We start from the raw sequence: 20,390 nt of genomic DNA, 5'->3' as shown, positions 1-20,390 counted from the left end.
CTTCCCCGTTTATTGTTCTTTTGGGTGAAATCATGCGGATTATTGCCCGAGCGGCCCGAATTTAGAAAGAAAAAGCCGGCGTGGTCCCGGCATATTCTTGCGAACCGTACCAAGTGCGCCATGCTGCACTTGGACTAGCGCCGTCATAAAAATAAGAGGAGCGCCCAGCATGTCGTTGGCCGAGATTCGCCTGGATGACAAGTACCGGTTGGCAACCGGACATTTATACCTGACCGGCACCCAGGCACTCACGCGCCTGCCGATGCTGCAGCAGCAGCGTGACCAGGCCCACGGCCTGAACACCGCCTGCTTTATTTCGGGCTACCGCGGCTCGCCCCTGGGCAACCTCGACAAGACGCTCTGGGAGGCCAAGGACTTCCTCAATCAGCATGCCATTCATTTCCGCCCCGGGGTCAACGAGGAACTGGCCGCCACCTCAGTATGGGGCAGCCAGCAGACCAACCTGTTTCCCGGCGCCCGTTACGATGGCGTGTTCGCCATGTGGTACGGCAAGGGCCCAGGCGTCGACCGCTGCGGTGACGTATTCAAACATGGCAACTCGGCCGGGGTTTCGCCCCATGGCGGGGTATTGTTGCTGGCTGGCGATGATCATGGCTGCAAATCCTCGAGCATTGCGCACCAGAGCGAACACGCCTTTATCGCCGCCTCGATTCCCGTGCTCAATCCGGCCAACGTCCAGGAGATCCTCGACTACGGCATCATCGGCTGGGAGCTTTCGCGCTACAGCGGCTGCTGGGTGGCGCTCAAGACCATCGCGGAAAACGTCGACTCCTCGGCCGTGGTGGAGGTCGATCCACTTCGCGTGCAGCTCAAGGTCCCCGAAGACTTCGTATTGCCCGAAGGCGGCGTGCACATTCGCTGGCCGGATCCACCTCTGGTTCAGGAAGCCCGCCTGAACACTTACAAGATCTATGCCGCCCGCGCCTTTGCCCGCGTCAATCAGTTGAACAAGGTGATGATCGACTCGCCCAAGCCGCGCCTGGGCATCATCACTACGGGCAAGTCCTACCTGGATGTGCGCCAGGCCCTGGAAGACCTGGGCATCGACGACGACCTCTGCGCCCAGGTGGGCTTGCGGGTGTTGAAAATCGGCATGAGCTGGCCCCTGGAACCGGTCTCGGTGCACGAATTCGCCGAGGGCCTGGACGAGATCCTGGTGGTCGAGGAAAAGCGCAGCGTTATCGAGGACCAACTGACTGGCCAACTCTACAACTGGCCGGTGGGCAAACGCCCGCGGGTAGTCGGTGAGTTCGACGAGCAGGGGGTGTCCTTGTTGCCCAACCTCAGCGAACTGACGCCGGCCATGATTGCCCGGGTGATCGCCCGCCGCCTGGCACCGATCTACAGCAGCCCGCAGATCGACGCGCGCCTGGCGTTTCTGGCGGCCAAGGAAGCCGCCCTGGCGGCGCCCAAGCACAGCACGCAGCGGACCCCGCATTTCTGCTCGGGCTGCCCGCACAACAGCTCCACCAAGCTGCCGGAAGGCAGCCGCGCGCTGGGCGGTATCGGCTGCCATTACATGACCCAGTGGATGGACCGTAACACCGACACCTTTACCCAGATGGGCGGTGAAGGCGCCACCTGGATCGGTCAGGCCCCGTTCACCGACACGCCTCATGTGTTCCAGAACCTGGGCGACGGTACCTACTTCCATTCCGGCCATCTGGCATTGCGGGCGGCCGTGGCCGCCGGGGTCAATATCACCTACAAGATCCTCTACAACGACGCCGTGGCCATGACCGGCGGCCAACCGATCGACGGCGAGCTGCGCGTCGATCAACTGAGCCAGCAGGTCTTCGCCGAAGGGGTCAAACGCATCGCCCTGGTCTCCGACGAGCCGGACAAGTACCCGAGTCGGGCCGGTTTCGCGCCCATCGTCAGTTTCCATCATCGCCTGGAACTGGACGCCGTGCAGCGCGAGTTGCGCGAGTTCAAGGGCGTTTCGGTGATCATCTACGACCAGACCTGCGCCACGGAGAAACGTCGCCGGCGTAAACGCGGCAAACTGGTCGATCCGCAAAAGCGCGCCTTTATCAACCCGGCTGTCTGCGAAGGCTGTGGCGACTGCAGCGTCAAGTCCAACTGCCTGTCGGTGTTGCCGCTGGAGACCGAAGCCGGGCGCAAGCGGCAAATCGACCAGAACTCCTGCAACAAGGATTTCTCCTGCGTCGAGGGTTTTTGCCCGAGTTTCGTCACCGTGCATGGCGGTGGCCTGCGCCAACCCGAGGCGGTCGCCGCCCAAGCCGAGGTCAGCGACCTGCCTGAACCCCAGCAACCGGCGCTGACACGTCCCTACAGCATCCTGGTGCCGGGTGTCGGCGGCAGCGGCGTGACCACCCTGGGCGCGCTACTGGGCATGGCCGCGCACCTGGAAGGCAAGGGCTGCACGGTGCTCGACCAGGCCGGCCTGGCGCAGAAGTTTGGCCCGGTGATTACCCATATCCGTATCGCGGCCACCCAGGCGGATATCTATGCGGTACGGATCGCCGCCGGTGAAACCGACCTGCTGCTGGGCTGCGACCTGGTGGTGGCGGCCAGTGAGGAAGCGCTGGCCAAGTTGAACGACCAGATTGCCCACGCGGTGGTCAACAGCCATGAAGCGGCCACCGCCGAATTCACCCGCAATCCGGACGCGCAGATTCCCGGGCAGGCCATGCATCAGGCGCTGGTGGAAGCGGTCGGGGTCGACAAGACCCACTTTATCGATGCCACGCGCCTGGCCACCCGCCTGCTGGGCGACAGCATCGCGACCAACCTGTTTATGCTCGGCTATGCCTTCCAGCGCGGCCTGGTGCCGCTGTCGGCGGCGGCCATCGAGCAGGCCATCGAACTCAATGGGGTCGCGGTGGCGTTGAACCGCCAGGCCTTCCGCTGGGGCCGCCGTGCCGCCCATGACCTGGTGGCGGTGGAGCAGCTGGCGCGTCCGGCCGAACCCGAGGCGGCGCTCTGCGAGACCCTGGACCAGATCATCCAGTGGCGGGTGGATTTCCTCACCGCCTACCAGGATGCCGCGTATGCCAAACGTTATGCCGACCTGGTGGCGCGCGTGCGCCAGGCCGACAGTGGCGAGGCGTTGACCGAGGCGGTGGCGCGCTACTACTTCAAATTGCTGGCTTACAAGGACGAGTACGAGGTGGCGCGGCTCTACAGCGACCAGACCTTCGTCAAGCAGCTGCAGGCGCAGTTCACTGGTGACTATCGGTTGCAGTTCCATTTGGCGCCGTCCTGGCTGGCCAAGCGCGACCCGCACAGCAACGAGCCGCGCAAGCGCACCTTCGGCCCCTGGATGCTCAAGGCGTTCAATCTGCTGGCGCGCTTCAAATTCCTTCGCGGCGGCGCCCTCGACCCGTTCGGTTACAGCGCCGAGCGTCGGGTGGAGCGGCAGTTGATCAGCGACTACGAACGTAGCGTCGATGAGGTCTTGGCCCAGCTCAACGCCAACAACTACCCGACCGCGGTGGCCATCGCCCAGTTGCCCGAGCAGATCCGTGGCTACGGGCACGTCAAGGACCGCGCCATTGCCCAGGCGAAAGTGCGTGAGCAGCTGCTCAAGAGCCGCCTGAGCGGTGGCGAAGTGCAGGTGCTGCAGCTGTTCGAACCGGCCGCGTGAGACCAGGGCTGTCGGCCCTGCCGGGTCGACAGCCATTGTTCCGGGAAGCCTGAGCCGCGGGTGCGAGACGGCTCCGTTGTGCTTCCCAGCCGGCCCCTGCCCGCGTGGTGGAACCGGTGCTGTGCCGCGCACCGACGGCGTCGCCGTCGAGCCTTCCCTAATCAGAATAAAAGCGAGGAATACCCGCATGTCCGTTTTTTCCCATGTCGAGTTCGATCAGCATGAGCAGGTGGTTTACGGCCACGATGCCAAAAGCGGTCTGAAAGCCATTATCGCCATTCACAACACCCGTCTGGGGCCCGCTTTGGGCGGTTGCCGCATGTACCCTTATGCCGATGACGAACAGGCGCTGCGCGATGTGCTGCGCCTGTCGCGGGGCATGACCTACAAGTCCGCGCTGGCCAATCTGCCGCTGGGGGGTGGCAAGGCGGTCATCATTGGCGATCCGCGCAAGGACAAGAGCGAGGCGCTGTTCCAGGCCATGGGCGATTTCGTCAACAGCCTGGGCGGGCGTTACATCACCGCCGCCGATTCCGGCACCGGCGTCGCCGAGATGCAAACCATGGCCGAGCGCACTCGCCACGTCGGCGGCGCGGTGTCGCGGGAGGGGTTCGATGGTCGTGTCAGCACCGGTGACCCGTCGCCGGCCACTGCCTATGGCGTATTTATCGGCGTGCAGGTGGCGGTGCAGCATCGCCTGGGCCGCAACGACCTGAAGGGCCTGAAGGTGGCCATTCAGGGGCTCGGCCAGGTGGGCTTCGACCTGGCTCGCCAGCTCAAGCAGGCTGGTGCGGAGCTCTGGGTGCACGACATCCAGGAGGTCAACGTGCGTCGCGCGGTCGAGCAACTGGGCGCCTTCGCCGTCGGCGAGCAGGACATCTACGGCCTGGATGTGGACGTCTTCGCCCCCTGCGCCATGGGCGGCATCATCAATCTGCAGAGCCTCGAAGCGCTGCGCGCTCCGGTGATTGCCGGCGCGGCGAACAATCAGCTGGCCGATGCGCAACTGGCCGAAGAATTGCAGCGCCGCGGTGTGCTCTATGCCCCGGACTATGCCATCAACGCTGGCGGCATCATCGACATCGGCTATGAGCGCAGCGGCGGCAGCACCGCCCAGCTGAAGGCTCATATCGAGAGTATCGGCGATACCTTGCGACTGATATTTCAGCGCGCCGACCGCGAAGGGCGCACCACCACCTCGATCGCTGACAGCCTGGCCCACGAGCGACTGGCCGCGGGTTGATCGGCGGGCGGCGAGCCGCGTGTTGCGGTTCGCCGCCGTCCGGCAGGCTGGGAGTGCCAGCCCGTGCGACGGCCGAGCCGTTCCTGATCAAGAAATTGCTATATCAGCTCCGGCAGATGGCCATGGCATGACAAAATGCCGTGGCGCCGTTAACATGCCGCTCCGTCGCTCTGTTGTCATCCCCTGCGACGGTCCGCGAATGTCTCAGTAGCTCAATTGGATAGAGCATCCCCCTCCTAAGGGGAAGGTTGGCAGTTCGAACCTGCCCTGGGACACCATTTTTATTGCACATGCGAACATTCTTCTGGCGAGCGCAGCGCGCTGTTGCTTGGCAGCCGCACGCCGCCGTGCCTGCCCTGGGGCTAAAAAAACTGCGTAATGGCGTACACGCCTTGGACCACCTTGGCCATGCGTGGGTAATCGAGTTTTTCGTAGGTATCCTCGCGCCCGTGATAGTCGCGGTTACGGTTGAACGCCGTGTCGGTAATCATCAGCGCTGAAAATCCCTGGTCCCAGTAACTGAGATGGTCGGAATAGTCGATGCCTTCCACCCAGCGCGGTGCGTTGATCGAATGGACCGGCAGGTCGCTGGCGCCGGTCATGGCCGCCTTGGCTCGCCGCATGTCACCCCAGTCGCTGAACTTGCCCACCAGACCGATAAAATTGCCGGTATCGGGGTACAGCAGGTTCATGCCCGGTACGGGGAAACGCTGGCTGGCCGGCGCATCGGAGAAGTAGCCGATGGTTTCCAGGGAAATCATCAGCTGGACGTTTTGCTGCGAATCGACCAGCGACCGTGCGTGCCAGGCGCTGCCCATATGCTCGGTCATAAAGTACGGCGGTTCCTCCAGGGTGTAGGCCACCAGTTCGATGGGGCGACTCGGCGGGTGCTCGCCCAGCAGGCGCGCCAGCTCCAACAACCCGGCCACGCCGCTGGCGTTGTCATCCGCGCCGGGGGTACGGCCGTGGGAGTCGTAGTGGGCACCGATCACCATCAGCGGGCCGGAAGACGGACCGAACCGCGCAACGATGTTCTCGTACGCGCGTTCACCGACACTGACCGGCTGCCGAAAGGGCTGCGCACCGGCGGCGCCAAAGGCCTCGGCAATGTAATCGGCAGTACGCCTGAGGTTTTCCGCTTGGTCGTAGCGGCGCGGGTGGAAATCCACCGACAGCCGCTGCACGTGCGCCTGCAGGCGCGCGCTGCTGACGGGTGGGGGCGTCGATGGCCGGGTCTGCACCAGCGGCTGGGTGACCAGGGAAAGCAATATCAGCAAGACCGCCCCCCAGGCCAGCAGGCGAGTCAGCAGGAAGCGCAATACGGACTTGAAGGAAAGCACATGGGCACCCGGTCAATGGCGAAGGTCTGTCGTTCCACCGCGCTACGCGGGAAATAGAAAAAGAGCCTCAGGAGCCAGCGTTCGCGCTGTCAGGCCAGAACCCCTCGGTGCAGGGGCGACCGCGTGGCGGTGACAGGGTCATCGCGACAAAAAAGACAAAGGTGCCATCGCCCCATTCCTTGCCCGCCTGCAAAAACAGGTAGCGATCGTTCTGCACCCAGTAGCGGCAATCACCGTCGTCGACGGTCAGGGTGGCGCCCTGGGCATAGGACGGGCTCCACTCGATGCCGTCGAATTCCTCGCCTTCCAGGCTCTCGTCGTCTGAATCGACGTCGATCATCGAATCGGTATCGAGCGGGTAGTAACCCAGGGCCGGCCCAAAGCGTTGCTCGGTACGCGCCAGAACGTCCAGGAAGATATCCTGGTTCTCTGTGGCCCGCTGCCATTCCTCGTCTTCGGTCAGGTCCGGATTGTAGTCGTAATCGCCGCCGTCGCAATTGAACACGAATACCCGGCGGTAGGGACCGTCGCGGAAGAAGTTGGTGATGCGGCCGTGCAGGGATTCTTGCTGGGGTGCCCCCACCTGTTCCGGGAAATCCAGGGTAAGGGCATCACTGACACCTTGCAGCGTTGCATCGATCGAGTCGGTCATGGTGAGGATCACGGGCTGGGACGGCTGGACAAGGCGGCAGGTGGCGTTGGAACGCTACCATCTGAGTTATTGACGTCAGCTTATCCGGTAGGCACGGCGGATGCCTAGGACCTGTGTTTTGTAAGGTACCGGGCTGATGCTGATGCAAGGCGCCTGGGCCGAGCGGGTCAATGGTCTGGCTGCGTCGCGGGGTAGGGTTGACCGATCGAGCCCGACGCTGAAATGCCGGCTAGGCTGTCGAGGTACCCCTTGCGGAGAGCGACCCATGCCCCAGACCTTGAAACCTTGCCCTTTCTGCGGGGAAAAAGCCCAGCTCACCGGGGACGAAGGGCTCGGTTTTTATATCGAATGCGCCGAGTGTTTCTGCGCGGTGGGACAGGCCTATGACCGCAGCGGCATGCCAGAGCATGCCTTTCAAAGCGCGGCCGAAGCCGCAGCGGCCTGGAACCAGCGTGTTACCAAGGGGTGAGCAGGGCGTATGGGCCGGCGCCGTGGGCTCATCGCTCTCGTCCGGCTGGGGTATAGACCATTGGCCTGATCGCAGCGCTTGATATCTTGAACGGCTGATGCGTATTTTGTACGCATTGCAGACCGGAGCTGCGTACCAGGCAAGGATTTTTCATGGGTGATGTGGACCGTCGGCTCCTGGCCGAGCAGTTGGCCGGTATCGATGAAATCGAGTGCGTGACACCGGACCTTAACGGCGTGCCCCGCGGCAAGGTCATGACGGCCGCCGGTTTTATCGAAGGGCGCCGGTTGCAGTTGGCGCGCGGCGTACTCCTGCAGTGCATCATGGGCGGGTACCCGGCCGCGCGCTTTTACGGTGACGACGACGGGGATCTGGTGCTCAATGCCGATTTCGATCAGCTGTACCGGTTGCCCTGGAGCGATACGCCGCGGGCGTTGGCCATTTGTGACGCCGATGAGCTGAGCGGTGCGCCGTCGGGGCTGTCGACCCGGGCGTTGCTGAAAAAAGTCCTGGCCGCCTACCACGCCCGGGGCCTGGCCGCCGTGGTGGCGACCGAGCTGGAGTTCTTCGTGTTTGCCCGCCACACCGATCCGAACCAGCCCTTCCAGCCACCCCTGGGGCTCGATGGCAGCCGCGAGCAGGGGTTTTCCGCGTTCAGCGTGGCGTCGAACAACGGCTTGCGGCCTTTTTTTGCCGAGGTCTATCGCTGCATGGCGGCGTTGGGCCTGCCGCGCGACACCTTTATGCACGAAATGGGCATCAGTCAGTTCGAGATCAACCTGTTGCACGGCGATCCGCTGCTGTTGGCCGACCAGACTTTCCTGTTCAAACACCTGCTCAAGGAAGTCGCGCTCAAGCACGGGCTGATGGTGGTCTGCATGGCCAAACCCCTGGCGAAAACGGCCGGCAGTTCCATGCATATCCATCAGAGCGTGGTCAGGCTGGACAGCGGGCTCAACCTGTTCAGTGATGCGCTCGGCCAGCCGACCCCGGAGTTCTACCACTTTATCGGCGGGCAGCAAGCCGCCCTGGCGGATTTCACCCTGCTGTTCGCGCCGAACGTCAATTCGTACCAGCGCTTCTGTCAGCCGTTCGCCTCGCCTAACAACGCGTGCTGGTCGCTGGACAACCGCGCCGCCGGCTTGCGTATTCCGGCCAGCGGACCCGAGGCACGACGGGTGGAGAATCGCTTGCCCGGGGCCGATGCCAACCCCTACCTGGCGATCGCCGCCAGCCTGGCGGCGGGTCTGAATGGGCTGAACCTCGAACTTGCGCCCAGCGCGCCGCTGCAAGGCGAGTTGGTGGTGCCGCAGGCATTGATCCTGCCCTGCACCCTGCACGCCGCGTACGAGCGTCTCCAGGGCAGTGATTTGGCCCGCCAGGTGTTCGGTGCCGAATTTGTCGAGGGTTACCTGGCCAGCAAAGCCCTGGAGCTAAGCGCTTTTTACGATGAGATCAGTCCCTGGGAACGGCGTATCCTGGGGTCCCAGGCGTGAACCCGGGCGTGCACTTACGCCAGGGATTCGTGTGTCCACTCAGTGCGAGGAGCCGTTCGGTACAGCCATGCGTGTGATCTGGAAGTCATTCAGGGCCCTTTATTTCGCCACGCTGATGATGTTGATCGGTTCCGGGTTGTTGAGCACCTACCTGGCCTTGCGCCTGGCCGACAGCGTCGACGGCCTCTGGGTCGGTGCCTTGATGGCTGCGTACTACGGTGGGCTGGTAGTAGGCGCCAAGCTGGGGCATCGACTGATCGCCCGGGTCGGGCATATCCGCGCTTATGTGGCCTGCGCCGGTCTGGTAACCGCTGCGGTGCTTGGCCATGGCTTGCTCGACTCGCTGCCGGCCTGGCTGGTGCTGCGCGCGATCGTCGGCCTGGGCATGATGTGCCAATACATGGTGATCGAAAGCTGGTTGAACGAGCAGGCCAATGCCAACCAGCGCGGTCAGGTCTTCGCCTGTTATATGACGGCCTCCTATCTGGGTCTGGTCCTGGGCCAGTTGGTCCTGGTGGTGCATCCGGCGCTGGGCCTGGAGCTGCTGATGCTGGTGGCGCTGTGTTTCTCGCTGTGCCTAGTGCCGGTTGCCATCACCCGCAAGCTGCACCCCGCACCGCTGCATCCGGCGCCACTGGAACCGCGCTTTTTTTTCGCCAGGGTGCCGCAGTCGCTGACCACCACCCTGGTCTCGGGACTGACCATAGGTGCGTTTTATGGCCTGGCCCCGCTCTACGCCGCCCGCCAGGGCTTGGCGACTGACCAGGTGGGCTTGTTTATGGGCGGCTGCATCCTGGCGGGCCTGTTGGTGCAATGGCCACTCGGCTGGCTGTCCGATCGCTATGACCGGGCGAAGCTGATTCGCGGCTGCGCCGGGTTGATGGCACTGGCCGCATTGCCCCTGGCGCTGATGCCGCAGGTGCCGTTGACGTTCCTCTTGCCCCTGGGCTTCTGCGTTTGCCTGCTGCAGTTCAGCCTGTATCCCTTGGCGGTGGCGTTTTCCAATGACCATATCGAGTCGGACCGCCGTGTTTCCTTGACCGCGATGTTGCTAGTGACCTTCGGGGTTGGCGCCTGCATCGGCCCTCTGGTGGGTGGGGTGTTGATGCGGTTCTACGGCCCGAACATGCTCTACGCCTTCCTGTGTGGCTGCGCCCTGATTCTGGTCTGGCGGATTCGGCCCGATGCCGTGAGCAACTTGTACCAGGTGCAGGATGCGCCACTGCACCATGTTCCGACGCCCGATAACATGATCAGCTCGCCGTTGGTGGCCGCACTGGATCCGCGGGTCGATGAGCAGGATGTGCACCAGCAGATGCACGATGCGCCACCCTCCGGCGATCCGTCCTCGGCTGCCCAGGACCGGGACGCCGGTGCGCGCTGACGGCAAAGGACCCGATATGGCATTTTCCGGTCGACCCTTTATATGCCTGCCCCTCCTGACTCGGATTGCGCCGTGACGATGTCCATTTCCCTGCACTTGCTGGCGAAGGCCCCGCGGCCCGGCCGGGTCAAAACCCGCTTGGTCCCAGCCTTGGGCGAGCAGGGCGCCAGTGATCTGCAACGGTTTATGCTCGAGCGGACACTGGCGCTGCCAGCCGCGGGATTCAGCCAGCGTTGTTTGTGGCTATCGGACGGGCCGGATCTGTCGGTGCAGCATCTGGCCCATGCCCAGGGCTGGACCCTGATGGAGCAGCCGAGCGGCGACCTGGGCGAACGCATGCGGCAGATCGCCGTGCATGGGTTGTCTGAGTGTGGTGCGGTGGTCCTGATTGGCAACGACTGCCCGGTAATGGACGGCGCTTACCTGGCGGCCGCCTGTGACGCGTTGCGGCATACGGATGCCGTGTTAGGGCCGGCCGAAGATGGTGGCTATGTGCTGTTGGGATTGCGACGGGTCGAGCCGCGGATCTTCACGGCAATGCCCTGGGGCACCGAACATATCGCGGCGCTAACTCGCGAGCGGTTGTCGGAGCTGGGATGGTCGCAGTGTTCGCTGGCACCCTTGTGGGATGTGGACCGGCCCGAGGACCTGCCCAGGCTCGCCACATTGGGCATCACACTGCCCGCGCTGTAATGCCGCGCGCTGTCGGTATCAGTCGTGGTCGTCGCGACGGGCTTCGCGCTGCAGCTGATAGACAAAACGATCCACTTGGCGTTGTTCAAGACCACCGATGCGGAAATAGCGCACGCCAGCGAAACTGAGGTCGAGTTTTTCTTCGTACTGCAGGTGACGCAGTTCCACTGCGACCGTCATGCTGCCGAACGGCAGCTCGATGCTCAAGCGTTCATACACTTGGCCCGCTTGCAGGCGCGAGGTCAGATTGCCCTGGAAACGCAACTTGCAGCCAGTGGCTGAAATATCCAGTAGTTGCCCGGCGATCGGCGGTGTGAGCCGGTCGCCTGAGAGTTTGATCTTGGTCGGCTGCGCCAGCTTGAGGGCCGCGCGAAAGGCATTGCGTCGTTGGTGATAGAGCATTTGGGCGGGAAAAGGCGCCCAGTAACAGCGTGCGCCTTGCAATTCACCGATTTGCACCGGTGCTTCACATTCCCAGGCGATCCGCACGCCTTCGTGAAAGGCTTCGACATGGAAGGCTTCGCCGCTTTTCAGAAAGCGCTCACCGTCAGTGGGGATCAGCTCGTCCAGGGCCATCAAACCGCGCTCACGGTCAACTTCCACCAAGTAACTTTGAAAACGCTGGTTGCGTTCAGGGAAATTGATCACCAGAGGGTCATGGTTTTGCTGCAGTTGACGCAGATTGGCAAAAATTTCCACCGGAGCCTTGAGCAACTTGGGCGGCTGCGGGCCATCTTCCGCGATAAAGGGGTTGGACACGGTCCAGGACTCTCCGAACGGGTGCAAGGGTACTAGCATAATGGCATTATGCCTTGGTGTCCCCGTGCCTTTTTATTAGAGGTATTCAGGCCTGGCTGAGCGGGCGCTGCTGAGCGATTCTAGCCGCACCGCCACGACTGTCATAGAGGCCGGGGGTTTCCGCTCCGCGGAGTATCCCCAATACACTGCCAATGGAGGCCTGATTGGCACGAATCAGCCGGCCGTTGCGCAAATTCGCCGTTTGGCAACGCTCCAGCCAGTCGCTCAGTTCATCGCCGCGCGCCAGCAGCTCGTCGCCTTGCGGCGACTGTGCGGCGAGGCTTTGCAAGCCGGGGCGGTCCGGGCTCAGTTGCAGGCTGGTGAGGAGGTCACGCCGCAGGGCGCCGTGCTGGTGCAGCAGCGTCAGCAAGGGTTGCTTGCGCGCCAGCAGCGTTTCGAGCAGCGGCAGGTCACGGTCGGTGAGGGCTTTGAATTCGGCGTCGATCAGCTCCAGCAGTTGCTGGGCGGTACCGATGTCCTCGTTGAACAGCTGCAGCAGGGTGGTTTGCATCACGGGCACTCTGGGGTGTTAGGCGTCCAACGCCCGCAGCGCAGCCCTGGGCCTAACGCTGCGATTCGAAGTTCAGCAATTTTCCGGCCACTCGCTGGCTGTCGACCTGATAGCTGCCGTCGGCGATGGCCTGTTTCAGTTGCGAGACCCGTTCCTTGTTGACAGTCGGCAGGTCGCGTAATTTGTCGCTGGCTTTCTGCAGTTGCTGTGCTTCGCGGCTGAACTGCACGGATTCGCCGCTTTTGCCCGACTCAGCCGCTTTGGCCGCAGGCGCTTGTGGCGCACTCTGGTTCGTTTTGCTGGCTTCCGTGCGGTCGCCGGACTGGGTGCTACCGGTCCGCGCCGAGGCGGGCGAGCTGGCGCTGTTCAGCCGGTTGATGTCGATGACCATGATGCAAAACCTCTGGCAATGTTTGGACGCTTGTACAACCTATCGGCCGCGCCCGGAAAAACTTTAGGGCAGAAGTTGCGTCCCGTGGACGCTGGCTTGAAAGCCTCAGTATAGAAACGATTCCTGCCTGCCACTGTACAAAAAAAGGCCCTACATGGCCACTTCCACCTGGCCCGGGCCGACGACGCGGGCCTTCACCACCCGCCGCGAGCCGAGGTTGCGGACCTGGATTTGCTGGCCCAGCGCACCGCTGCTAAGCGCCTCGCCTGGCATCTTCACCAGGATCGCACCGCTGCTGGCGCTGATCACCACCTCATCGCCCTTGCGGATCACTTCGGCCAGTTGCAGGTGCGCGGACGTCAGCACTTGGTCAGGCAGCAATGCGCGGGTGGTTCTTTTTCCCAGCGCCTGGTTCAGGTCCGTCAGGTAACCTTGGTTCAACAGGCCCACGTCGCGTTCGATCACCGACAGATCCTGCTCGCTCAGGACCGACTCCCGTTTCAGCGGGCGCGTGACAATCACCACGTCGCGGTAAAGCCGGACCTGGGCCGGGACAAAGACGGTCCAGGGGCTGGAGCCCTCGCAGCGCACCCGCAAGGTGACCCGTCCGATCGGCTGCGCCGGGCTCTCAAGGGTCACGCTGAGCTCCTGATCACAGAGCGGCAGGCGCAGGCGCGGATCCAATCGACTGATTTGCACCTCATGCCGGGCCTGGATTTCGCTACGCTGCAAATAGTCCTCGACGGATAGCTCAAGAAAACTCTGGGCAACGCCGATAAGTTGCTCAGGCAGGGTTTGTGCCAGCGCGGGCAGGCTATAGCCGAACCCGCACAAAGCGGGTACAACACAAAGCAACCTGCGGTAGTGGGGCAATCGGTGCCGGAAAATTGTCGTGGCTGCGTTCATACCAGCTTCAAAGCAAGGCCCGTGCCGCCTGCTACGCTCAGCAGTGCGTCCGGTGACTTAATTACAGGAGTCAGGGCATGGCAGGTGTAATGGATTCGGTTAACCAGCGTACCCAGCTGGTAGGGCAAAACCGTCTGGAGTTGCTGTTGTTCCGCCTTGATGGCAAGCAGCTGTACGGGATCAATGTGTTCAAGGTGAAAGAGGTGTTGCAATGCCCCAAACTCACCATCATGCCCAAATCCAGCCCGGTGGTACGCGGTGTCGCCAATATTCGTGGCGGTACCATTCCCATTCTCGACCTGGCCTTGGCCACGGGACGGGTGGGGCTCGACGATCTGACCAATAGTTTTGTCATCATCACGGAATACAACACCAAGATTCAGGGATTCCTGGTGCGCTCGGTCGAGCGCATCGTCAACATGAACTGGGAAGAGATCCATCCGCCACCCAAGGGTACGGGCCGCGATCACTACCTCACGGCGGTGACCCATCTTGACCAGCAGTTGGTCGAGATCATCGATGTCGAGAAGATCCTCGCGGAGGTGGCGCCGACCTCGGAAGTCATCTCCGAAGGCATCCTGGACCAGAAGACCCAGACCAAGGCGATTACCAAACGGGTACTGACCTGCGATGATTCCTCGGTTGCGCGTAAACAGGTGACACGCTGTCTGCAGACTGTCGGGGTGGAAGTAGTGGCGCTCAACGATGGTCGCCAGGCGCTGGATTACCTGCGGGCCATGGTCGAGGAGGGCAGGAAGCCCGAGGAAGAATTCCTTATGCTGATCTCCGACATCGAGATGCCGGAGATGGACGGTTACACACTGACCGCGGAGATTCGCGCGGATCCCCGTATGCAGAAGCTGCACATCATCCTGCATACGTCCTTGTCGGGGGTGTTCAACCAGGCAATGGTGAAGAAGGTGGGGGCAGACGATTTTCTAGCGAAATTCCGCCCTGATGATCTGGCCGCACGTGTGGCCGAACGCATCAATGCGGCGGATGGGGACTGAGGGCTGGCTCTCGGTGAACATGGATTTGGCGAGGCGGCACTAGTGTCTTCAGGTAATGTGGAGTTTGAGCAGTTCCGGGTATTCCTGGAAAAAGCCTGTGGCATCCTACTGGGTACGAACAAGCAGTACCTGGTATCCAGCCGCTTGAACAAGATGATGGAACAGCAGGGGATCAAGAGCCTGGGCGACCTGGTGCAACGCATGCAGACGCAGCCACGCAGTGGGCTGCGCGAGCAGGTGGTCGATGCCATGACCACCAACGAGACGCTGTGGTTTCGCGATACCTACCCCTTCGAGGTCCTGAAGAATCGCGTGCTGCCCGAGCTGCTCAAGGCCATGCCCAGCCAACGCTTGCGCATCTGGTCGGCGGCCTGCTCCTCGGGCCAGGAGCCTTACTCCCTGTCCATGACCATCGACGAGTTCGAGAAAAGCAATCTTGGCCAGCTCAAGGCAGGTTTGCAGATCGTCGCCACTGACCTGTCGCCCTCCATGCTGACCAACTGCAAGTCCGGTGAGTACGACAGCCTGGCCATGGGCCGTGGGCTGTCCCAGGAGCGTCTGCAGCGGTATTTCGACCCGAAGGAACCAGGGCGCTGGGCGATCAAGGCGCCGATCAAGAGCCGGGTGGAATTCCGTGCGCTCAATCTGCTGGACAGCTACGCCAGCCTGGGCAAGTTCGATATCGTGTTCTGTCGCAACGTACTGATCTATTTTTCCGCAGAGGTAAAAAAGGACATCCTGCTGCGTATTCACGGCACCCTCAAACCGGGCGGCTATTTGTTCCTGGGGGCTTCCGAGGCCCTCAACGGCTTGCCCGACCATTATCAGATGGTCCAATGCAGCCCGGGCATCATCTACAAGGTCAAATAAGCGACCCCGGCGATCCGGGGTGTTTACAGGGGAGGCCGATGGCCTCCCTTTTTTATTGCCGCGGTAGCGGCAATGCCTGGCCCGGTTTGCCGCTGCCGCTGGCCGGCAGCGGTAAAGCTTTGCCGTTTAGCCTGCGGTAATTCCTAGATATATTATTAAGTTATTGAAAAATATAGATAAAAAATTTTGGCACAAGCTTTGCTTTCTCTCATGCAAGGAAACCCAGCGGCCCAGCGGCCAAGGTCCAGACCATGAGCATCAGTTTCGACAGCGCCCTCGGCATCCATGAAAAAGCCCTGCATTTTCGCGGTGCGCGGGCCGAGGTGTTGGCCAACAACATTGCCAACGCCGACACCCCGAACTACCAGGCGCGTGACCTGGATTTCGCCTCGGTGCTGGCCGAGCAGGCCCACAAGGCCAAGCAGGGCCCTTTCGGGTTGAACCGTACCGACAGCCGCCACATCGCCGCCGAAGGGCTGACCCTGGGCAACCCGGCGTTGGATTACCGCACCCCGTTCAACCCCTCGATCGATCAGAACACCGTGGATATGCAGCAGGAACAGTCCAACTACGCGCAGAACGCGATCAATTTTCAGGCCAGCTTCACCTTCCTGAATAACAAATTCAAAGGGCTGACCAGCGCCCTGCGCGGCGAATAAGGGAGATCCCAGCCATGTCACTCGACAGCGTATTCAATATTGCCGGCAGCGGCATGAGTGCCCAGAGCACTCGCCTCAATACCATCTCCAGCAACATCGCCAACGCCGAGACTGTCTCCTCGAGCCTGGACAAGACCTACCGTGCCCGTCATCCGGTGTTCGCCACGGTGTTTGGGCAGTCGATGGACGGCGACCGCGGATCCCTGTTCGCCGAGCAGGATCAGGCCGGCCGGGGGGTCGAGGTGCTGGGTGTGGTCGAGGATCAGAGCAGTCTGATGCCGCGTTACGAGCCGAACCATCCGGCCGCCAACGCCGAAGGTTATGTGTATTACCCCAACGTCAACGTGGTCGAGGAAATGGCCGACATGATTTCCGCCAGTCGGGCCTTCCAGACCAACGTTGAAATGATGAATACCGCCAAACAGATGTTGCAGCGGGTACTGACCCTGGGTCAGTAAGCGCCGGACGAGGGAAGAGCAATGAGCATCGATAGCGTAACCGCACCGGCGTCAGCACTGGACCAGTACCAGTTCAATAACGAGCGCAAGGTCAACAAGGAACTGGGCAAGAACGAGTTCCTCAACCTGCTGGTAGCGCAGTTGAACAACCAGGATCCGCTGTCGCCCCAGAGCAACGGAGAGTTTGTCGCCCAGCTGGCGCAATTCAGCCAGGTCGAGGGCATCGAAAAACTCAATACCAGCATGGAGTCGATGCTCTCAGGCTACCAGTCGTCCCAGGCGCTGCAGGCCTCGTCCCTGGTCGGACGCAAGGTCATAGTGCCCACCGACAAGGCGGTGGTCGATACCAGCCAGCCCTTCAAGGCCAGCCTGACCTTGCCGGTGTCCAGCAGCAACGTTTATGTCAACGTCTACGACAGCAGCGGGGCCGCGGTCAACCGGATCAACCTTGGACAGCAGGCCGCCGGCAACGTCAATTTCGCCTGGGACGGCAAAAATTCCAGCGGCGTCGCCATGCCGCCAGGCGCTTACCGGTTCGAGGCACAGGCCGCCTATGGCGACGAAACCAAGGGGCTCTATACCTTGCTGCCCGCCAATGTCGACAGCGTCAGCCTGGGCCAGAACGGCGGTGAGCTGATGCTCAACCTGGCGGGGCTGGGCAGCATCGGGCTTTCCAAGGTCCAGGTCATCGGTCAATAACTTCAGGTTGCAACCGCCGGCGCTACCGGCAAAGGAGTCACTTCATGGCGTTTAATATCGGTCTTAGCGGGCTGCGGGCAGCGACCAACGACCTCAATGTCACCGGCAACAACATTGCCAACGCCGGCACCGCCGGGTTCAAGCAGTCGCGCGCGGAGTTCGCCGATGTCTATGCCGCGTCGGTGATGGGCACGGGTAAGAACGCCCAGGGCAGCGGCGTGTTGCTGGGTGATGTGTCGCAACTGTTCAACCAGGGCAATATCAACTACACCCAGAACGCCCTGGACCTGGCGATCAATGGCAACGGCTTTTTCGTCACCAGCAACAACGGTGAAATCGGCTATACCCGGGCCGGCTATTTCGGTACCGACAAGGAAGGTTTTATCGTCAACAACTTCAACCAGCGGCTGCAAGGTTACTCGGTGGATGCCAATGACAATCTGCAGAACGGCATAGTCGGGGACCTGAAGATTCAGACCGCCAGCCAGGCGCCCAACCCGACCAGCAAGATCGAGCAGACGTTCAACCTCAACTCGACCAACCTGGCACCTACCACCACGCCGTTCAACCCGGCGGACCCGACTACCTATAACTCGTCGACCTCGGTGAATATCTACGACGCCGAGGGCAACTCCCATGCCTTTACGCAGTACTTCGTCAAGACCGGGCCAAACGCCTGGGACATGAACGTGCTGATCGACGGACGCAACCCCGATGATCCGACTCTGACCACGCCGTCCACCGTGGACCTGGTGTTTACGGAAGCCGGGCGCCTGGACGTTGCCGCGCTGATCGCCTCGGCACCCACCGGCTTTACCGTGGATGCGTCCGGGGTCATCCAGATGGCCAACTGGGTGCCGGCCGCGCCGAACAACGCCGTGCCACCGGTCTGGTCGGCCAACGGCGCGGCGCCCAACCTGCCCGATGGCACCGCCCTGGACCTGCGTAAATCGACCCAGTTCGCCAATGCATTCTCGGTCAACAAGGTTACCCAGGATGGCTATACCACCGGTGAGCTGGCGGGCCTGGAAATCGACGACGCCGGGCTGGTCTTCGCCCGTTACACCAATGGCCAGTCCAAGGTTCAAGGTCAGGTGATTCTGGCCAGTTTCGCCAATATGCAGGGCCTGACGCCGATCGGCAAAACCGGTTGGGCGCAGTCCTCCGAATCTGGCGAGCCGATTATTGGCACACCGCGGTCCGGCACCCTGGGAGCCTTGCAATCCGGTGCCCTGGAGGACTCCAACGTCGAGTTGTCCGATCAACTGGTCAACCTGATCGTCGCGCAGCGCAACTACCAGGCCAACGCCAAGACCATCGAGACCGAAAGCGCCATCACCCAGACCATCATCAACCTGCGGTAATCCCTGGCGCCGGCGGCAAGCCCCTTTGCCGTCGGCGGCAAACCCTCGCCGCTGCACGTGCGCCAAAGCCCCGTCGGGGCTTTTCCTGTATAAAAAATACAATACTTTCAATTGGTTAGTTCGTAAATTCGAAGCTGGCACGAGGCTTGCTGAGTATTCATTCAGAAGCCTTAACAGCGCCACGGCGGCAAACGCCTGGCACTCGGAGAAACCAATGGACAAGATGCTCTACGTCTCCATGACCGGCGCCAGCCAGAACACCCTGGCTCAGCGTGCCCATGCGAACAACCTGGCCAACATCACCACCAATGGGTTTCGTCGCGACTTCGAACAGGCGCGTTCGATGCCGGTGTTTGGCGAGACGTTTCCCTCGCGTGTCTATGCCATGAGCGAGCGCCCGGGTACCGACTTCACGCCGGGCACGCTGCAAGAGACCGGACGTGACCTGGACGTCTCCGTCAGTGGTCAGGGCTGGTTGGCGGTACAAGCCGCCGACGGCAGCGAAGCCTATGTGCGTACCGCCAGCCTGCAGATCGATGCCCTGGGCCAGCTGCGCACCGGCAGTGGTTTGCCGGTGATGGGCAATTCCGGGCCGATCGCCGTACCGCCGGAACAGAAGGTCGAGATCGGCGAGGACGGCACCATCACCATTCGCGCCGCTGGCGAAGCCCCCAACGTCTTGGCCGAGGTCGACCGCCTGAAACTGGTCAACCCGGACCTTAAGCAGATGGAGAAGGGCACCGATGGCCTGATCCGCGTCAAGGGCGGGGCGCCTGCCCAGGCCGATGCCAACGTGCGGGTCACCTCCGGCTTTCTCGAGGCCAGCAACGTCAACGCGGTGGAAGAGATGACGGCGATCCTGTCCTTGTCCCGCCAGTTCGAGTTGCAGGTGAAGATGATGCGCACCGCCGAGGACAATGCCTCGGCCATGGCGCGGGTTTTGCAAATCAGCTAATTATCAGCACGCGGACGCCGTGAAACCGGCGCCCCAGGAGAATCGACATGCTTCCGGCACTGTGGGTCAGCAAAACCGGTCTGTCCGCCCAGGACATGAACCTGACCACCATTTCCAACAACCTGGCCAACGTCTCGACCACCGGCTTCAAGCGCGACCGCGCCGAGTTCCAGGACCTGCTCTACCAGATCCGCCGCCAACCGGGCGCCAACAGCAGCCAGGACAGCCAACTGCCGTCGGGCCTGCAGCTGGGTACCGGGGTGCGCATCGCCGGCACGCAGAAAATCTTTACCCAGGGCAGCCTGCAGACCACCGATCAGCCGCTGGACGTCGCCATCAATGGCCGCGGTTTCTTTCAGGTGTTGCTGCCCGATGGCACCGTCTCCTATACCCGCGACGGCAGCTTTCACCTGAACTCCGATGGCCAGGTGGTGACCTCCCAGGGTTTCGCCCTCGAACCGGCCATCGTGCTGCCGGCCGAGGTGAAGACCTTTACCATCGGCGAGGACGGTACCGCCTCGATCACCACCACCGGTGATCCGCAACCGCAGGTGGTGGGTAACCTGCAAACCACCGACTTCGTCAATGCCGCGGGGCTGGAAGCGATCGGCAACAACCTGTTCCTGGAAACCGCTGCCAGCGGTGCGCCCCAGGTCGGTACGCCGGGCCTCAATGGCCTGGGCACCACGCTGCAGAACACCTTGGAAAACTCCAACGTCAGCGTGGTGGAGGAGCTGGTCAATATGATCACCACCCAGCGCGCCTACGAGATGAATTCCAAGGTCATTTCCACCGCGGACCAGATGCTGGCCTTCGTTTCGCAGAACCTTTAATCGGTAGGTGAGCCGGGGCCCAGGCCCT

The 20,390-nt window shown here is 62.2% G+C and carries 20 protein-coding genes and 1 tRNA gene; 15 read left to right on the top strand and 6 right to left on the bottom strand.

Features of this window, described 5'->3' with window-relative positions:
• Nucleotides 1–169: 169 nt before the first annotated feature.
• From ABWY06_RS09430 to ABWY06_RS09420, 3 genes are all read left to right on the top strand, one after another.
• Nucleotides 170–3,631, top strand: a complete 3,462-nt coding sequence (locus ABWY06_RS09430; protein ID WP_353925313.1) for an indolepyruvate ferredoxin oxidoreductase family protein — start codon at nucleotides 170–172, stop codon at nucleotides 3,629–3,631.
• Nucleotides 3,632–3,818: 187 nt separating this feature from the next.
• Nucleotides 3,819–4,874 (top strand): Leu/Phe/Val dehydrogenase, encoded by a 1,056-nt coding sequence (locus ABWY06_RS09425; RefSeq protein WP_353925312.1) that lies wholly within the window; start codon nucleotides 3,819–3,821, stop codon nucleotides 4,872–4,874.
• Between the two features lie 201 nt (nucleotides 4,875–5,075).
• Nucleotides 5,076–5,152: transfer RNA gene (locus ABWY06_RS09420), tRNA-Arg, on the top strand.
• Nucleotides 5,153–5,236: 84 nt separating this feature from the next.
• Here ABWY06_RS09420 and ABWY06_RS09415 read toward each other — a convergent pair.
• Nucleotides 5,237–6,214, bottom strand: a complete 978-nt coding sequence (locus ABWY06_RS09415; protein WP_353925311.1) for a M28 family peptidase — start codon at nucleotides 6,212–6,214, stop codon at nucleotides 5,237–5,239.
• Nucleotides 6,215–6,281: 67 nt separating this feature from the next.
• Entirely contained in the window at nucleotides 6,282–6,866 is a 585-nt protein-coding gene (locus ABWY06_RS09410) for a hypothetical protein (RefSeq protein WP_353925310.1), read from the bottom strand.
• Between the two features lie 265 nt (nucleotides 6,867–7,131).
• Here ABWY06_RS09410 and ABWY06_RS09405 point away from each other — a divergent pair, with 265 nt between their 5' ends.
• From ABWY06_RS09405 to ABWY06_RS09390, 4 genes are all read left to right on the top strand, one after another.
• Nucleotides 7,132–7,335 carry a Lar family restriction alleviation protein gene (locus ABWY06_RS09405; protein ID WP_353925309.1) on the top strand — a complete coding sequence of 68 codons (204 nt, stop codon included), beginning with the start codon at nucleotides 7,132–7,134 and terminating at the stop codon, nucleotides 7,333–7,335.
• 254 nt (nucleotides 7,336–7,589) lie between these two features.
• Complete coding sequence (locus ABWY06_RS09400; RefSeq protein WP_353925370.1) at nucleotides 7,590–8,831, top strand: glutamine synthetase family protein; 1,242 nt, start codon at nucleotides 7,590–7,592, stop codon at nucleotides 8,829–8,831.
• Between the two features lie 67 nt (nucleotides 8,832–8,898).
• Nucleotides 8,899–10,215, top strand: a complete 1,317-nt coding sequence (locus ABWY06_RS09395) for an MFS transporter (protein ID WP_353925308.1) — start codon at nucleotides 8,899–8,901, stop codon at nucleotides 10,213–10,215.
• 72 nt (nucleotides 10,216–10,287) lie between these two features.
• Nucleotides 10,288–10,908: a TIGR04282 family arsenosugar biosynthesis glycosyltransferase gene (locus tag ABWY06_RS09390; RefSeq protein ID WP_353925307.1), complete on the top strand. Its 621-nt coding sequence runs from the start codon at nucleotides 10,288–10,290 to the stop codon at nucleotides 10,906–10,908.
• Nucleotides 10,909–10,926: 18 nt separating this feature from the next.
• Here the strand turns inward: ABWY06_RS09390 and ABWY06_RS09385 are convergent, their stop codons facing one another.
• The 4 genes from ABWY06_RS09385 to flgA all read right to left on the bottom strand — a co-directional run bounded on the left by ABWY06_RS09385 (nucleotide 10,927) and on the right by flgA (nucleotide 13,514).
• Nucleotides 10,927–11,706, bottom strand: coding sequence for a flagellar brake protein (locus ABWY06_RS09385; protein ID WP_353925306.1), 780 nt, complete (start codon nucleotides 11,704–11,706; stop codon nucleotides 10,927–10,929).
• Nucleotides 11,707–11,752: 46 nt separating this feature from the next.
• Nucleotides 11,753–12,217 carry a flagella synthesis protein FlgN gene (locus ABWY06_RS09380; RefSeq protein ID WP_502948176.1) on the bottom strand — a complete coding sequence of 155 codons (465 nt, stop codon included), beginning with the start codon at nucleotides 12,215–12,217 and terminating at the stop codon, nucleotides 11,753–11,755.
• A gap of 52 nt (nucleotides 12,218–12,269) precedes the next feature.
• Nucleotides 12,270–12,608: a flagellar biosynthesis anti-sigma factor FlgM gene (flgM, locus tag ABWY06_RS09375; RefSeq protein ID WP_353925304.1), complete on the bottom strand. Its 339-nt coding sequence runs from the start codon at nucleotides 12,606–12,608 to the stop codon at nucleotides 12,270–12,272.
• A gap of 150 nt (nucleotides 12,609–12,758) precedes the next feature.
• Complete coding sequence (gene flgA / locus ABWY06_RS09370) at nucleotides 12,759–13,514, bottom strand: flagellar basal body P-ring formation chaperone FlgA (RefSeq protein ID WP_353925303.1); 756 nt, start codon at nucleotides 13,512–13,514, stop codon at nucleotides 12,759–12,761.
• A 77-nt stretch (nucleotides 13,515–13,591) separates the two neighbouring features.
• Between flgA and ABWY06_RS09365 the strand changes: the two genes are divergently transcribed.
• The 8 genes from ABWY06_RS09365 (at nucleotide 13,592) to flgG (ending at nucleotide 20,362) form a co-directional block, all read left to right on the top strand.
• On the top strand, nucleotides 13,592–14,524 hold the full coding sequence (locus ABWY06_RS09365; protein WP_353925302.1) for a chemotaxis protein CheV: 933 nt from the start codon (nucleotides 13,592–13,594) through the stop codon (nucleotides 14,522–14,524).
• Between the two features lie 42 nt (nucleotides 14,525–14,566).
• Entirely contained in the window at nucleotides 14,567–15,394 is an 828-nt protein-coding gene (gene cheR, locus ABWY06_RS09360) for a protein-glutamate O-methyltransferase CheR (RefSeq protein WP_353925301.1), read from the top strand.
• A gap of 251 nt (nucleotides 15,395–15,645) precedes the next feature.
• On the top strand, nucleotides 15,646–16,053 hold the full coding sequence (gene flgB / locus ABWY06_RS09355) for a flagellar basal body rod protein FlgB (protein ID WP_353925300.1): 408 nt from the start codon (nucleotides 15,646–15,648) through the stop codon (nucleotides 16,051–16,053).
• Between the two features lie 14 nt (nucleotides 16,054–16,067).
• Nucleotides 16,068–16,511 carry a flagellar basal body rod protein FlgC gene (gene flgC / locus ABWY06_RS09350; RefSeq protein ID WP_353925299.1) on the top strand — a complete coding sequence of 148 codons (444 nt, stop codon included), beginning with the start codon at nucleotides 16,068–16,070 and terminating at the stop codon, nucleotides 16,509–16,511.
• 21 nt (nucleotides 16,512–16,532) lie between these two features.
• Nucleotides 16,533–17,210, top strand: coding sequence for a flagellar hook assembly protein FlgD (flgD, locus tag ABWY06_RS09345; RefSeq protein ID WP_353925298.1), 678 nt, complete (start codon nucleotides 16,533–16,535; stop codon nucleotides 17,208–17,210).
• Between the two features lie 44 nt (nucleotides 17,211–17,254).
• Nucleotides 17,255–18,574, top strand: coding sequence for a flagellar hook protein FlgE (gene flgE / locus ABWY06_RS09340; protein WP_353925297.1), 1,320 nt, complete (start codon nucleotides 17,255–17,257; stop codon nucleotides 18,572–18,574).
• Nucleotides 18,575–18,788: 214 nt separating this feature from the next.
• The gene (locus ABWY06_RS09335) at nucleotides 18,789–19,529 is read left to right on the top strand and encodes a flagellar basal body rod protein FlgF (protein ID WP_353925296.1); all 741 of its coding nucleotides are present in this window, start codon (nucleotides 18,789–18,791) and stop codon (nucleotides 19,527–19,529) included.
• Nucleotides 19,530–19,576: 47 nt separating this feature from the next.
• Nucleotides 19,577–20,362 carry a flagellar basal-body rod protein FlgG gene (gene flgG / locus ABWY06_RS09330; protein WP_353925295.1) on the top strand — a complete coding sequence of 262 codons (786 nt, stop codon included), beginning with the start codon at nucleotides 19,577–19,579 and terminating at the stop codon, nucleotides 20,360–20,362.
• Nucleotides 20,363–20,390: the final 28 nt, after the last annotated feature.

This window comes from Pseudomonas sp. (assembly GCF_040514055.1).
Classification (GTDB): Bacteria; Pseudomonadota; Gammaproteobacteria; order Pseudomonadales; family Pseudomonadaceae; genus Aquipseudomonas.
Note: the sequence above shows the minus strand (reverse complement) of the source record. Positions and strands in the feature narration are given on the sequence as shown.